14 protein-coding genes are annotated in these 14,278 nt (G+C 75.1%); 9 read left to right on the top strand and 5 right to left on the bottom strand.

Annotation, left to right across the window (positions count from 1 at the left end; translation table 11 throughout):
- Window positions 1–23: 23 nt before the first annotated feature.
- The 7 genes from AES38_RS05255 to AES38_RS05225 all read left to right on the top strand — a co-directional run bounded on the left by AES38_RS05255 (window position 24) and on the right by AES38_RS05225 (window position 6,171).
- Complete coding sequence (locus AES38_RS05255; RefSeq protein ID WP_053774085.1) at window positions 24–767, top strand: PspA/IM30 family protein; 744 nt, start codon at window positions 24–26, stop codon at window positions 765–767.
- A gap of 104 nt (window positions 768–871) precedes the next feature.
- The gene (locus AES38_RS05250) at window positions 872–1,519 is read left to right on the top strand and encodes an NADPH-dependent F420 reductase (RefSeq protein ID WP_053774084.1); all 648 of its coding nucleotides are present in this window, start codon (window positions 872–874) and stop codon (window positions 1,517–1,519) included.
- A gap of 102 nt (window positions 1,520–1,621) precedes the next feature.
- Window positions 1,622–2,464, top strand: a complete 843-nt coding sequence (locus AES38_RS05245) for an arginase family protein (protein WP_053774083.1) — start codon at window positions 1,622–1,624, stop codon at window positions 2,462–2,464.
- Between the two features lie 68 nt (window positions 2,465–2,532).
- A complete protein-coding gene (locus tag AES38_RS05240) occupies window positions 2,533–3,378 on the top strand; it encodes a crotonase/enoyl-CoA hydratase family protein (RefSeq protein ID WP_174775885.1) in 846 nt (281 codons plus the stop codon).
- Between the two features lie 95 nt (window positions 3,379–3,473).
- Window positions 3,474–4,907 carry a dihydrolipoyl dehydrogenase family protein gene (locus tag AES38_RS05235; RefSeq protein ID WP_053774082.1) on the top strand — a complete coding sequence of 478 codons (1,434 nt, stop codon included), beginning with the start codon at window positions 3,474–3,476 and terminating at the stop codon, window positions 4,905–4,907.
- Window positions 4,904–5,296, top strand: coding sequence for a Fe-S oxidoreductase (locus AES38_RS05230; protein WP_053774081.1), 393 nt, complete (start codon window positions 4,904–4,906; stop codon window positions 5,294–5,296). Before AES38_RS05235 ends, AES38_RS05230 begins: the two co-directional genes overlap by 4 nt.
- The gene (locus AES38_RS05225) at window positions 5,293–6,171 is read left to right on the top strand and encodes an SDR family NAD(P)-dependent oxidoreductase (RefSeq protein ID WP_053774080.1); all 879 of its coding nucleotides are present in this window, start codon (window positions 5,293–5,295) and stop codon (window positions 6,169–6,171) included. The genes AES38_RS05230 and AES38_RS05225 overlap by 4 nt, the downstream gene beginning before the upstream one ends.
- Window positions 6,172–6,201: 30 nt before the next feature.
- Here AES38_RS05225 and AES38_RS05220 read toward each other — a convergent pair whose 3' ends face one another.
- Window positions 6,202–6,606: an SIP domain-containing protein gene (locus AES38_RS05220; RefSeq protein ID WP_053774079.1), complete on the bottom strand. Its 405-nt coding sequence runs from the start codon at window positions 6,604–6,606 to the stop codon at window positions 6,202–6,204.
- A 2-nt stretch (window positions 6,607–6,608) separates the two neighbouring features.
- Window positions 6,609–7,619, bottom strand: a complete 1,011-nt coding sequence (locus AES38_RS05215; protein ID WP_244629239.1) for a siderophore-interacting protein — start codon at window positions 7,617–7,619, stop codon at window positions 6,609–6,611.
- An 80-nt stretch (window positions 7,620–7,699) separates the two neighbouring features.
- Here AES38_RS05215 and AES38_RS05210 point away from each other — a divergent pair, with 80 nt between their 5' ends.
- Window positions 7,700–8,437, top strand: a complete 738-nt coding sequence (locus AES38_RS05210; protein ID WP_053774078.1) for a sulfite exporter TauE/SafE family protein — start codon at window positions 7,700–7,702, stop codon at window positions 8,435–8,437.
- Window positions 8,438–8,467: 30 nt separating this feature from the next.
- Here AES38_RS05210 and AES38_RS05205 read toward each other — a convergent pair whose 3' ends face one another.
- The 3 genes from AES38_RS05205 to AES38_RS16245 all read right to left on the bottom strand — a co-directional run bounded on the left by AES38_RS05205 (window position 8,468) and on the right by AES38_RS16245 (window position 13,541).
- Entirely contained in the window at window positions 8,468–9,895 is a 1,428-nt protein-coding gene (locus AES38_RS05205) for an amidase (RefSeq protein ID WP_053774077.1), read from the bottom strand.
- An 86-nt stretch (window positions 9,896–9,981) separates the two neighbouring features.
- A complete protein-coding gene (locus tag AES38_RS05200; protein WP_053774076.1) occupies window positions 9,982–12,141 on the bottom strand; it encodes a bifunctional metallophosphatase/5'-nucleotidase in 2,160 nt (719 codons plus the stop codon).
- A gap of 104 nt (window positions 12,142–12,245) precedes the next feature.
- Window positions 12,246–13,541 carry a LuxR C-terminal-related transcriptional regulator gene (locus AES38_RS16245; RefSeq protein ID WP_053774075.1) on the bottom strand — a complete coding sequence of 432 codons (1,296 nt, stop codon included), beginning with the start codon at window positions 13,539–13,541 and terminating at the stop codon, window positions 12,246–12,248.
- Between the two features lie 121 nt (window positions 13,542–13,662).
- On the opposite strand from AES38_RS16245, the gene hxlB reads away from it, so the two are divergent.
- On the top strand, window positions 13,663–14,271 hold the full coding sequence (gene hxlB / locus AES38_RS05190) for a 6-phospho-3-hexuloisomerase (protein WP_053775674.1): 609 nt from the start codon (window positions 13,663–13,665) through the stop codon (window positions 14,269–14,271).
- Window positions 14,272–14,278: the final 7 nt, after the last annotated feature.

Genomic DNA, 14,278 nt, shown 5'->3' with positions numbered 1-14,278 from the left:
CCAGACGAGAAGGAGCAGCACCCATGTCCAAGCAGTCCATCCTCGGCCGCATCGCCCAGCTCGCGAAGGCCAACATCAACAACCTCATCGACCAGGCCGAGGACCCGCAGCTCATGCTGGACCAGATGGTCCGCGACTACACGGAGAGCATCCGCGAGGCCGAGAGCGCCGTCGCGCAGACCATCGGCAACCTCCGCATGATCGAGGACGACCACCGCGAGGACGTCCAGGCCGCGCAGGACTGGGGTCGCAAGGCCCTCGCCGCGAGCCAGAAGGCGGACGAGTACCGGAACTCCGGCAACACCCCCAACGCCGACAAGTTCGACGCGCTCGCCCGCGTCGCGCTCCAGCGCCAGATGCAGTCGGAGAGCGAGGCGAAGGGCGCCGAGCCCACCATCGCGTCGCAGACCGAGGTCGTCGAGAAGCTCAAGCAGGGCCTCGACACCATGCGCGGCAAGCTCCAGCAGCTGTCGTCGAAGCGCGACGAGCTGAACGCCCGCCAGAAGACGGTGCAGGCGCAGTCGCAGGTGCAGGACGCCATGAAGAGCATCGACATCATGGACCCCACCAGCGAGGTCAGCCGCTTCGAGCAGAAGATCCGCCGCGAGGAGGCCCGCGTCCGCGGCGCCGAGGAGCTGCAGGCCTCCAGCCTCGACGCGCAGTTCGAGGAGCTCGAGGACCTCGGCGAGCTGACCGAGGTCGAGGCGCGCCTCGCCGCGCTCAAGTCCGGCGGATCCACGCCGAAGCAGGTCACCTCGGGCGAGTAGCCCCCGACCGGATCCACGGGCGCCGTCCTCCGGGGCGGCGCCCGTCGTCGTCCCGTCGTCGTCCCGCGGGGAATGCGACCCCCGTGGATCCGGTTCCCCTCCCCATGACCACCATCGGAATCATCGGCGCCGGACTCATCGGCAGCCAGCTCGCCCGCCTGTTCACCTCCACCGGCCACGACGTCGTCATCGCGAACTCGCGCGGCCCGGAGACCCTCACCGACCTGATCGACGAGCTGGGCGACCGCGCCCGCGCCGCCACCGTCCAGGAGGTCGCCGAGGCCGGCGAGATCGTCGTCGTCACCATCCCGCTGAAGAACATCGACAGCGTCCCCGTCGCGCCGCTCGCGGGCAAGGTCGTCATCGACACCGACAACTACTACCCCGAGCGCGACGGCCACATCGCCGAGCTCGACGACGAGACCACGACCACCGCGGAGATGCTGCAGCGGCACCTCCCCGAGTCGAAGGTCGTCAAGGCGTTCAACCACATCTACGCCGCCGACCTCACGACCGACGGCACCCCCGCGGGCACGCCGGGCCGCCGCGCGCTCGTGATCGCGGGCGACGACGCGGAGGCGAAGGCGACCGTCACGTCGATCCTCGACTCCTTCGGCTACGACACCGTCGACGCCGGTCCGCTCGCGGAGGGCTGGCGCATCCAGCGCGACACCCCCGGCTACGGCCCCAAGCTCGACGCCGACGGCCTCCGTTCGGCGCTCGCCGAGGCGAAGCGCTACCGCGACATGTAGCGAGGGGCCGCCTCCGCTCCTCCCCACGACGATGCCCGCCGCCCCGGTCCCGACCGCGACGGCGGGCATCGCCATGTCCGGCGCCGCACGCGATACTGAGGTGTGCCCGCCTCCTTCGTCGTCGTCCCCCAATGGCAGGGCTCGGGCTCGTCCCGCGCCATGAGGCTCGCGGACGGGGCGGAGGCCATCCGCGGCGACCTCCCCGCGTCGGCCACGCGCGTCGTCGAGGTGCCCGTCGAGGCGGGCGAGTCGCTCGGCACCGGGGTCGACCGCTACGCGTCGCTGCTCGCGGTGCGCACCCGGCAGGCGGCCGCGCTCCAGGCGGCGTCCGCCGCCGCGCCCGGGCCGCTCGTCACCATCGGCGGCGACTGCGGGGTGGAGCTCGCGTCCATCGACCACGCGGCCCGCGCGCACCCCGGCCTCGCGGTCGTCTGGCTCGACGCGCACGCCGACCTGCACACGCCCGAGAGCTCGCCCTCCGGCGCCTTCCACGGCATGGTGCTGCGCGCCGTCCTCGGCGAGGGCGTCGACGGGCTCGAGCTGCCCGTCGGCACGGTCACCGCCGACCGCGTCGTGCTCGCCGGGGTGCGCGCGCTCGACGACGCCGAGTCCGACCTCGTGGCATCCCGCGGCATCGCGCTCCTCGGCGTCGACGCGGTCACCCCGGAGGCGCTCGTCGCCGCCGTCGCGGCCACCGGCGCGACCCACGTCCACGTCCACGTCGACCTCGACGTGCTCGACCCGGGCACGATGTCGGGCGTCGGCCACCCGGAGCCGTTCGGGCTCGAGGTGCAGGCCGTCACGGAGTCCATCAAGGCGCTGCGCCGCGCGTTCGGGCTCGCGGGTGCCGGCATCACCGAGTTCGCGCCCTCCTCCCCCGCCGCGGCCGTGGACGACATGGGCGCCATCCTGCGGATCATCGGGGCGCTCACCGGGCCGGTCTGATCCGCCGCGGAGGTCGCGCGCGGCGTCCGGCCCTGGGAGGCTGGGACGGACGATCGAAGGAGACCGCCGTGAGCGACGACGCCCGCACCGCACCCACCCCCGAGCACGCCGCCCCGGCGGACGACGCGCCCCGCGTGCGCGTCGAGCGCCGCGGCCACCTGCTGCTGATCGGCCTCGACCGGCCCGCCAAGCGCAACGCCGCCGACATGCGGATGCTCCGGGAGCTGGCCAGCGCCTACGGCCTGCTCGCGCGCGACCCGGAGCTCCGGGTGGGCGTCGTCCATGCGACGGGCGACCACTTCACGGGCGGCCTCGACCTCGCGGACGTGGCCCCGCACATCGGCCGCGGGCCCGGGGGCGGCCTCGACACGGTGCCGGACGACGGCGTCGACCCGTGGCAGGTCGGCGGCCCCGGGGTCGGCAAGCCCGTCGTGCTGGCGGTGCAGGGCACGTGCCTCACCCTCGGGATCGAGCTGGCCCTCGCGAGCGACGTCGTGGTGGCGGCGGCCGGCACGCGGTTCGGGCAGGTGGAGGTGGCGCGCGGGATCCTCCCCTTCGGCGGCGCGACGCTCCGCTTCCCCGAGGTCGCCGGCTGGGGCGACGCCATGCGCTGGATGCTCACCGGCGACCTGTTCGACGCCGAGGAGGCCCGGCGCATGCGGATCGTGCAGCTCGTGGTGCCCGACGGCGAGCAGCTGGACGCCGCCATCGGGATCGCCGAGCGCATCGCCGCGCAGGCCCCGCTCGCGGTGCAGGCGACCCTGCGGAACGCCCGCACCGCCCGACGCGACGGCCACGACGCGGCGGCGGCCCAGCTGCCCGCGGAGCTCGTGCGCCTCGCCGGATCCGAGGACGCCGCGCGCGGCATGCGCGCCGCCGCCGAGCGCCGCCCCGCCGAGTTCGTCGGTCGCTGATCCGTCAACCGAAGCCGCCCGGCGATCGTGCCGGGAGCCGGGCGTAGGGTCGGGAGCCGGGCGTAGGGTCGGGAGCCGGGCGTAGGGTCGGGACCATGACCTCCTACGACCTCATCGTCATCGGTGCCGGCCCCGTCGGCGAGAACGTCGCCGACCGCGCGAAGCAGGGCGGGCTCTCCGTGCTCGTCGTCGAGTCCGAGCTCGTGGGCGGTGAGTGCTCCTACTGGGCGTGCATGCCCAGCAAGGCGCTCCTCCGCTCCGGCAGCGCCCTCCGCGCGGCGCGTGCCGTCGCCGGCGCGAAGGAGGCCGTGACGGGCGACCTCGACGTGGCCGCGGTGCTGAAGCGCCGCGACTCGTTCACGAGCTCCTGGGACGACCAGGGGCAGGTGAGCTGGCTCGAGGGCATCGGCATCGACCTCGCGCGCGGCCACGGCCGCATCTCGGGGCCGCGCCGCGTCACGGTCACCGCGCCCGACGGATCCGTCGTCGAGCACGAGGCGACGCACGCCGTGGCCGTCTCCACCGGCACCGCAGCCCTCCTCCCCGACATCCCCGGCCTCGCCGAGGCGCAGCCCTGGACGAGCCGCGAGGCCACCAGCGTCGAGGTCGTGCCGGACGCGCTCGTCGTCATCGGCGGCGGCGTCGTCGCGGCCGAGATGGCCACCGCCTTCGCCTCCCTCGGCAGCACCGTCACGCTCGTCGCGCGCAGCGGCCTGCTCGGCGGGCAGGAGCCCTTCGCGGGCGAGCTCGTCGCCGACAGCCTGCGCGGCATGGGCGTCGACGTGCGCCTCGGCGCCTCGCCCTCCCGCGTCACCCGCGACGGCGACGAGGTCACCGTGGAGCTGTCCGACGGATCCTCCGTCACGGCCGCCGAGGTCCTCGTCGCCACCGGCCGCACCCCGCGCACGGACGACCTGGGCCTCGACACGGTCGGCCTCGAGCCGGGCGCCTACCTCGACGTGGACGACACCCTGCTCGTCACGGGCGAGGTCAACGCCGAGACGCCGTGGCTCTACGCCGTCGGCGACGTCAACCACCGCGCGCTCCTCACCCACCAGGGCAAGTACCAGGCGCGCGCCGCGGGCGAGGTCATCGTCGCCCGCGCGAACGGCGGCACCGTCGACGACTCCCCCTGGGGCGTCCACGTCGCCACCGCCGACCACCGCGCCGTCCCGCAGGTCACCTTCACCGACCCGGAGGTCGCGAGCGTCGGCCTCACCGCGAAGGCGGCGGACGATGCCGGGATCCGCACGCGCGTCGTCGACTACGACCTCGGCTCCGTCGCGGGGTCGAGCCTCCACGCCGACGGCTACGCCGGCCAGGCGCGCATGGTGGTGGACGAGGACCGCGGCGTGATCGTCGGCGTGACCTTCGTCGGCCCGGACGTCGCCGAGCTCCTGCACTCCGCCACCATCGCGGTCGTCGGCGAGGTGCCGCTCACGCGCCTCTGGCACGCCGTGCCGTCGTACCCCACCATCAGCGAGGTGTGGCTGCGCCTGCTCGAGACGTACGGGCGGCCGACCGCGTGATCCGCGCGGGGCTCGGCGCCGTCGCGGGCGCCGTCCGCGGCGTCCTCCTCGACTCCCCCGTGTCGCGCGCCGGCAGCGGCCTCGCCACCGCCGTCGCGCTCGGGATCGGCCTGCCGCTGAGCACGGGAGAGGTGCGCCGTCACGGCGACCTCATCGTCCTCACCGGCCTGCCGTCGTGGGTCTTCGGCCGCGGCGGGACGTGCGTCGGCCGCGTGTACCTCACGCGCGACAACGCCGGGCCCGCCGTGCTCGAGCACGAGGCCGTGCACGTCGTCCAGTGGCGGCGCTACGGCCTGCTCATGCCGCTGCTCTACGCGTGGGCCGGGCGGGATCCGTTCCGCAACCGCTTCGAGATCGAGGCCGGACTCGAGAAGGGCGGCTACCGGTGACCGGCCCGCTCGACGGCCGCACCGTCGTCGTCACCGGCGCGAGCTCGGGCATCGGCCGCATCGCCGCGCGCGAGCTGCACGAGCGCGGGGCCGACGTGGTCGTGGTCGGCCGCGACCCGGAGCGCACCCGCGGCATCGCCGCCGAGCTGGGCGCCCGGCACGCGCTCGCCGACATGGACCGGCTCGACGAGGTGCGGCAGCTGGCGGCGACGCTCCTCGCGACGTGCCCGCGGATCCACGTGCTCGCCCTCAACGCCGGCAGCCTCGTGCCGCGCCGCGCCACGACGGTCGACGGCCACGAGACGACCTTCCAGCGCAACGTGCTCGCGCCGTTCCTCCTCACGCGCCTGCTGCTCCCCCGCCTGGAGGAGACGCAGCACGCGCTCCGCGCCGACGAGAGCCCGGTGCGCGTCATCGGCACGGCGAGCCGCGCGAACCTCTGGGGCCGCGTGCGCCTCGACGACCTCGACTGGCGGAAGCGCCCCTGGCTCGGCGGCTGGCAGGCGTACGGCACGTCGAAGGCGATGATGATCCTGATGATGCGGACCCTCGCCGAGCGCGTCGGCCCCCGCGGCATCGAGGCCGTCTCGTTCCACCCGGGTCTCGTGCGCACGTCGTTCGGATCCGACAGCACGGTGATGAAGGCCCTGCTCGCGCTCTCGATGGGCGCCTACGGGATCTCCGCGGAGGCGGGCGCGGTGCCGCTCGTGCAGCTCGCCTCGGTGCCCGACATCGGCGCGCCGAACGGCACCTACTTCGACCAGCTCACGCCCGACGGGAGGACGACCGCGCAGGCGGCCGACCGGCAGCTCGGCCGCGACCTGTGGGCGGCGCTGGAGCTCGCGGCCGGGATCGACGGATCCGCCCGCGCCTGAGCCGTCGCGGACGACCGGGCGCGTGGAGCGTCAGCGCGTCGCGAGCAGGTGCAGCAGGTCGTCGTGGCCGCCGACCTGGCCGCCGAGCAGCACGCTGACCTCGGTGACGGGGTGCTCGTCGGAGATCGGCGCGGTGAAGACCATCATCTCGCTGGCCCAGGCGCCGACCGCGCGCGCGACGGCGGTCATGGGCGCGGCGGGCTCGCCGTCGACGCCGCGTCCTGCGCGGACGATCACGGTGACGACCATGCGCGGCGGGTGAATGAGCGCGACCTCGACGGACGCGTCCGGCACCTCGACGAAGACGCTGCCGCGCGTGCACATGGGCAGCACCGCGAGCGCGGCCTGCGTCTCGGCGAGGCCGGTCTCGTCGGTGACGAGCAGCACCTGGCGCTTCGTGCCCTTCGCGGTGCGCGAGCGGGTGGCCCCGGCCATCGTCAGGATCCCTCGGCCGCGCCGCGACGCCAGTAGCCCATGAAGGCGACCTGGCGGCGGTCGATCCCGGTCTCGCGCACGAGGAACCGGCGCATGGCCTTGATGCAGCCCGACTCCCCCGCGAGCCACGCGTAGAGCGTCGAGCCCTCGTGGACGACGGGCGCGTCCCAGACGATGGCCTCGGCGTCGTCGTCCGCGAGCGGCTGCGCCTCGTCGGCGAGCGCGACCTCGGGGGCGGCGATCGCGCCGACCTTCACGTGGCAGTCGACCCAGTGGCGCACGGCCTCCTCGAGGCGGGATCCGTTCGGGCGGCCGTCGCGCGGCAGCCAGGTGAGGTGCACGCCCTTCGGCACGCGCACCTCGAGGCGGTCGCCCGTGACGGGCACCTCGATGAAGGCGCACCCGACGGCGTCGTCCGGCAGGGAGGACAGGATGTTGCAGATGGCGGGGGCGGCCGTCTCGTCACCCGCGAGGAGCAGCGAGCGCGCCTGGCCCGGGTGCCACTCGATGCCGAGGCCGCGCGCGGGGCTCAGGGCGTCGGGGCCGATGAGGACCATGGGGTCGCCGACCTGGGCCGCGCCGGCCCAGCGGGACGCGGGGCCCATGTCGCCGTGCAGCGCGAAGTCGACGTCGACCTCGCCGAGGTCGCGGCGGACCGCGCGGGACGTGTAGGTGCGGAGCGGGTTGCGCTCGGCGTCGGGCAGAGCGCGCCACCAGGCGAACCAGTCGTCGCCGCCGACTCCGGTGAGGTCGGGCAGGCCGTGCTCGGCGACGGGCAGCAGCAGCTTGATCCGCTGGTCGAGGCACTCGTCGCCGAAGTCGCGCAGGTCGTCGCTCTGGAACGTGATCCGGAGGAACGTGGGGCTGATGCGCTCGGTGCGCGCGACCCGGGCGGCGAACGGCCGGTACGCGGGGCGCTCGGCCTCCGCGACGACCTCGACCGCGGGTTGCTGCTCCACCACGGGCTCCACGGCGGCGGTGCTGCTGGCGAGGGTCGCGGTGGAGGTAAGCACAGCCTAAGTATGGCATGCCTTACCTCAGCGGTCGAGGTCGGGCGGCGGATCGGGACGCCGATCCACGGGAGGATGTCAGGGTGATCGCCCCCGTCCTCGTCGCCGTCTTCGTGGGGGCGGTGGCGCAGCGCGTCACGGGCCTCGGGTTCGCGCTCGTGGTGGCGCCCGTCCTCGTGATCCTCCTCGGGCCGTTCGACGGCGTGATGATCGTGAACCTCTGCAGCGTCCTCTCCGCGTCGCTCGTGCTCTCGGCCGTCCGGCGGGACGTGGAGTGGCGGCGCTACCTGCTGCTCGCGGGGCCCGCGGTGGTGGGCATCGTGCCGGGGGCGCTCCTCGCCTACCTGCTGCCGGAGCCGGCGCTCGAGATCGGGATCGGGCTGCTGCTGGTCGCGGCGCTCACGACCTCGCTGGCGCTGCGGCGGACGACCCGGGTGATCGACGGGCCGGGCGTCATGGCGGGGTTCGGCTTCTCGGCGGGCGTGATGAACGCGGCCGCGGGGATCGGCGGGCCGAGCGTGAGCGTCTACGCGGTCGTGAGCCGATGGGAGCAGCGCCCGTTCGCCGCCACGCTGCAGCCGTTCTTCCTCACCACGGGCGCGGTGTCGCTGATCACCAAGCTCGTGCTCGCGCCCGACCGGTGGCCCGACCTCGGTGCGGCGTCCTGGGTCGGCATCGTGGTGACGCTCGTCGCGGGCGTCGGCGCGGGGACGCTGCTGGCGCCGAGGATCCCGACCCGGGGTGCGCGCAGCGCGGTCCTGGTGATCTCGTTCGCGGGCGCGGTGACCGCGATCGTCAAGGGCGTCGGCGGGCTCGTCTGACGCGAGTCGTGGCGGGCGGTCCGCCGGGCGTCACCACTGCGGCGGGTGCCGGCGCTGCCAGTGCAGGCGCCGTTCGAGCTGCCGCCCGATCGCGAGGAGGGTCGCCTCCCCGCCCGGCCGGCCGATCAGCTGGACGCCCATGGGCAGCCCGTCGTCGGTGAGGTGCACCGGCAGCGTGATGGCGGGCAGGCCGGTGACGTTCGCGAACGACGTGTACGGCGTGTACTGCACCTGCTGCGCGAAGTTCTGCTCGCCGTCCTCCGCGTCGTACCAGCCGATCGGCCGCGGCTCGAGCGCGAGCGCCGGCGTGAGCACGGCGTCCACGTGGGCGAACTGCGCGATGACGCTCCGCTCGTAGGCCGTCAGCTGCGCGAGCGCGCGGGCGAGGTCGCGTGCGCTCAGCTCGCGCCCCCGCTCGACGAGCCAGCGCGTGAGCGGCTCCAGGAGGTCGAGCTGGTCACCCTCGGCGGGGATCCCCGCGGCGCCCGCCTGCCAGATGGTGCGGAACGCGGGCGCGTAGGTCGGATCCGGCCGGAGCGCCACGTCCTCGAGGCCGTGGCCGACGGCGGCGAGCTCGCGCACGGCGACGGCCAGCGCGTCCGAGGCGGAGGGGTCGAGCCGGATCTCGTAGGCGTCGTCCCAGGGCGTGGTGGTCATCACGCCGATCTGGAAGCGGCCCTCGCCGCGGACGGCCGCGCCCAGCAGGTCGCCGTCGCGGTCCTCGGGCGCACGCAGGGTGAAGGGGTGCGGGATGCGGCCGTTGACGCGGCCGATCATCGCGTCGAGCAGCATGGCCGCGTCCGCGACGCTGCGGGCGATCGGGCCGGGGACGACGAGGCCCGCGAGCGACTCCTGGCCGGATCCCGCGGGCACGAGGCCGCGCGACGGCTTGAGGCCGACGAGGCCCGTGGCCGCCGCGGGGATGCGGACCGAGCCGCCGCCGTCGGATCCGGGCGCGAAGGGCAGGAGGCCCGCCGCGACGGCGACGGCCGCTCCCCCGCTGGATCCGCCGGCGCCGCGCGTCGTGTCCCAGGGCGTGCGCGCGGGCGGGGCGACGAGGCTCTCGGTGTACGAGGGCAGGCCGAACTCGGGCGCGCTGGTCTTGCCGAGGCTGATGCCGCCCGCGTCGTCGAGCGCCTGCGGGATCGGGTCGGTCCGCTCGGAGACGTGGTCGCGGAAGAGGCGCGAGCCGAACGTGGTGCGGACGCCGGCGCGCTCGGAGAGGTCCTTGTCGCCGAACGGCAGGCCCCAGAGCGGCGCGGTCCGGGGCACCTCGCGCTCGACGTGCCGGGCGCGCTCGAGGGCCAGGTCGGCGGTGACGGTCGTGAAGGCGCCCAGCTGCGGATCCAGCCGCTCGATGCGCTCGAGGTAGTGCGTGACCAGCTCGGTCGGGGTGACCTCGCCGCGCTGGAGCTGATCCCACTGATCCTGGGCGCTGAGGTGGTGGAGTTCGAACACCGTCCCAGCGTAGGCCTGGGCGGACGCGCGGACGGGGCGGGCGCCGGTCGCCCCGGCACCCGCCCCGTCCTGGGGATCCGCGACCGTCAGCGGCGCGCGGCCGCCGCCCGGCGGCGGAACGCGACGAGCGCCAGGCCGAGGGCCAGCGCCGCGAGCGAGGTGCCGAGCACGGGGGCCGCCTCGGATCCGGTCGCCGCGAGGGTCGGCTCGGTGCTCGGCGCGGGCACGACGCCCGTGCCCGACGGCACGAGGGATCCCGCCGCGGTGTCGAGCGCGTAGAGCACCGACGCACCCGTGCTCGGCAGCAGGAACGCGAGCTGGTGCGATCCGGCGGCCAGGTCGGCCGGGACGGTGAACCGGACGCTCGCGCGGCCCTGCTCGTCGGTCGTGTCGACGACCGCGGCGTCGATCGGCGTGCGCGCGACCTCCTCGCCGTCGACGAGCGTCACGACCTCGGTGTCCTGCACGGGCGCGTTCGAGACGAGGAGCGACGACAGCTCGTAGGAGCGCTCCTGGCCGGCGCGGGGAGCCGCGCCCGTCGTGTCGACGACGCCGATGGAGCGCGTCGCCGAGTCGGGCTCGACGGGCGTGTACTCGGACACGTAGTCGACGAACGCGGTGAGGTCGACGCGGCCCGAGTCGCTCTGCTCGGTCGCGTTCGCGAGCTCGGTGAAGTTGTCGCCGCCAGCGGCGAGGAAGCTGTTCGCGACCATCGTGAAGGTGCGCGCGGGATCCACCGGCTCGCCCCGGAAGAACACGCCCGTGATCCGCTCGCCGCGCGCGGCCGTCGGGTCGTACGTGTAGGTGAGGTCGCGCGAGAGCCCGAGCTTCAGGAACGGACGCGACGAGCCCTCGGGCTGCCACTGCTGCTCGAGCACGGCCTTGACGCCCGCGCCGGTGATCTTCGCGGTCGTGAGCGTGTTGGCGAACGGCTGCACGATGGCGGCCTCCTTGTAGGTCACCTCGCCCTCCGCGTCGCCCGCGCCGGAGGACGCGACGTCCAGGTCCTGGCGGATGCCGCCCGGGTTCATGAAGGCGATCTCGGTGCCGAGGTCGGCCTGCGTGGCCCAGAGCTGCGCGTCGGCGACGAGGTTGCCGAGCGTGGACTCGCCGCCGCGGTTCTCGGAGCCGTCCGACTGGCGGGCGCGCGTGAGGTCGCCCGTGATCTCGCCGACCGTGCGGCCGCCGATCACCTCGGCCTTCGCGACCGCGGCGTCCACGATGCGCTGCACGGCGGGGTCCGCCGGGAACGCCGGCTCGCCCTCGGCGGTGAGCAGCGGCACGAGCTCGGAGGAGATGGAGGTGAGCGCCTTGCTGGCGGGATCGACCGTCAGCGACAGGTGCCCGAGGTTCGTGCCGTAGCTGCCGGTCTGCAGCACGGGCAGCGGCAGGGCACGACCCGCGACGGGCAGCTCGTAGTCGTAGCCGAGGTGGGTGTGGCCCGAGATCACGGCGTCGACGTCCTGCTGCACGCCCGTGACGATCCGGCCGAAGACCGAGTCGTCGGTGAGCGAGGACTCGTCGGACGTGGACGCGCCCTCGTGCACGACGAGGACGACCACGTCGGCCTCGCCGTTCGCATCGTCGCCGTCGCGGAGCGCGCGGGCGGTCGCGGTGGAGGCGTCGACGACGCTGCCGACGTCGAGCGTCGCGATCCCGGCGGGGCTCACCAGCTCGGGCAGCGCCTCGGTGGTCGCGCCGACGAACGCGACGCGCACGCCGCCGATGTCCTGCACGTCGTACGCGGCGTACGCGTGCTCCGTCGTGCCCTTCTCGTAGAGGTTCGCCGAGATGTAGGGGAAGTCCGAGCGGTCCGTCACGCGGCCGTCGACGTCGTCGCGGCCCTGGTCGAACTCGTGGTTCCCGAGGGTGGAGACGGAGACGCCCATCGCGTTGAGCGCGTCGAGCGTCGGCTCGTCCTGCTGGGACAGGGACGTGAACGTCGAGGCCCCGATGTTGTCGCCCGCGGAGATCAGCGTGCTGTTCGGGTTCCGGGCCTTCGCCTGCTGGAACGCGCCGGAGATGACGGCGGCGCCCGCGGTGGACGACGTGGTCTCGAGCCGGCCGTGGAAGTCGTTGATCGAGTAGACGTCGATGGCGACGTCCCCCTCGGCGGCCGAGGCGGGCGCGGCGCCGAGGCCGAGCAGCGCCGTGGCGGAGAGCCCGGCCGCGAGGGCGAGGGCGCCCGTGCGGACGGCGCCGGAGCGCGCGGCTCCGGACGGGTGACGGGTGGGGGCAGAGCGCATGCGGGGACGTCCTCGTTCGGGCGGGCGGGATGTCCAATACCTTACGGATCTGAGGTTTCCATGGGGTTAACGCCCGGATCCGCTCCGAGCGCCCCCCGCGCGCCTCACCCCCGCACGAGTCCCGCGAGCTCCGCGCGGGTCGACGCGCCCATCTTCCGCAGCAGGTTCGCGACGTGGAACTTCACCGTGTTCTCGCTGATCCCGAGGGAGGTCGCGATGGCGCGGTTGCGGGATCCGCCGGCCACGAGCGCGAGCACCTCCCGCTCGCGGGCGCTGAGGCCCGCCTCCCCCGCCGCGTCGAGGCCGGCTGCGGGCGCGTCGAGCGGCAGGCGCACGGCGATCTCGGATCCCCAGCCGGGCGTCGCCGTGACATCGAGCGTGCCGTCGAGCGCGGCGACCCGGTCGGTGAGGCGGCGGAGCGCGTCGAGGTCGGCGGTGGTGGCGCCGGCGCCGTCGTCGCGGATCCCGACGAGCAGGTTGCTGCCGTCGCAGTCCCACTGGATCCGCACGCGCGTGACGTCCGGCTCCTCCACGAGCGCGAGCACGGCGCCGCGCACGATGGCCCGGCCCGCGTGCGCGACCTCGCCGGGGAGCGCGCGGCCGTCCACGGGCGGCTCGACGAACTGCACGTCGAGGTCGCGGAACCGGACGAGCGGGCGGAGGTCGTCGCGGAGGCGGGCGAAGGCGCGCGCCACGGGCTCCTCGCCGAGCGAGCGGTCGCGGTCGCTGGCGGCGCGCAGCTCCACCATCGCGTTCGTGGCCAGGTCGGCGGCGGTCTGGCGGGCGGCCGCGTCGCCCGTGCGGGAGGAGCGCAGCACCGCGAGGAGCGACTCGAGCGTGGTGGCGTGCGCGTCGCCGAGCTCCGCGACCACCCGGGCCCGCTCCGACGAGACCGCCCGGGCCTCGGCGAGGTAGGCGGGCGGCGCGGCCGCGACCTGCTGCCGGATCCCGTGGGCGACGCTCCGCCACATGGCGCGCACCAGCTCCCGGGCGGCGGGCACGTCGTCGCGCGCGGCGACGGGATCCACGAGGACGAGGAGCGCGCCCGTGTCCGCGCGCCAGGCGGCCACCGTGCGCGGACGGCCTCCGACGGGGTGCTCGACGGCCCACGCGGAGCCGTGGTCGTCGTCGCCGAGGCTCGCGAGGATCCGGTCGAGCTCGGCGATGGTCACGTTCTCCACCACCTCCGCCTCGCCCGCCTTCTTGCGCGGGCGGCCCGTGCAGTCCTCCGTGAAGACCACGAGGGCGCGGTGCGCGACCACGGGCTGCAGCAGCGCCGACAGGGCGCCGGCCACCTCCTGCAGCGGGGCGGCGAGCGCGTCGTACAGGCCGTCGAGCAGGGCGACGGCGTCGGTGGCGGGCGGGGCGGCGGGATCGGCGGGGTGGGTCCGGGACGGCATCCCGCCACCGTACGCCCACCCGGACGACCGGTCACGCGCCGCGGCACCTGCTCCGACGGGTAGGCGGATCCACCCGTCGGGTGGGCGACGCGGGGAGGCGGGCAGGACCACGATGGACGGGATGACGAACACGACGCACCCCCGCCCGACCGGCGACGCCCCCGTCGACGTCGCCGCCGCGATCACGCTCATCTCCGACGAGAACGCCCGGGTCGCCCGCGCGCTCGCCGAGCCGGACCTCGCCGCGCGCCTCGACGAGGCCGCCCGCGTGATCGGCGACGGCCGTCGCGTGTTCGCGCTCGGCGCCGGCCGCTCCGGCCTCGCGCTCCGCATGACCGCGATGCGGTTCATGCACCTGGGGCTCGACGCGCACGTCGTCGGCGAGGCCACGTCGCCCGCGATCGAGGAGGGCGACGTCCTCCTGGTCGCGAGCGGATCCGGCACCACCGCCGGCATCGTCAGCGCCGCGCGGACCGCGCACGACGTCGGCGCCCGGATCGTCGCGCTCACCACGGCGGACGGCTCGCCGCTCGCCGACCTCGCGGACGTCACCGTGCTGATCCCCGCGGCCGCCAAGCAGGACCACGGGGGCACGGTCTCCGAGCAGTACGCGGGCGGGCTCTTCGAGCTCTCCGTCGCGCTCGTCGGCGACGCCGTGTTCCACGCGCTGTGGCAGGCGTCCGGCCTCTCGGCCGACGAGCTGTGGCCGCGCCACGCGAACCTCGAGTGACCGTCGG

It is taken from the genome of Clavibacter capsici, assembly GCF_001280205.1.
Classification (GTDB): Bacteria; Actinomycetota; Actinomycetes; order Actinomycetales; family Microbacteriaceae; genus Clavibacter; species Clavibacter capsici.
Note: the sequence above shows the minus strand (reverse complement) of the source record. Positions and strands in the feature narration are given on the sequence as shown.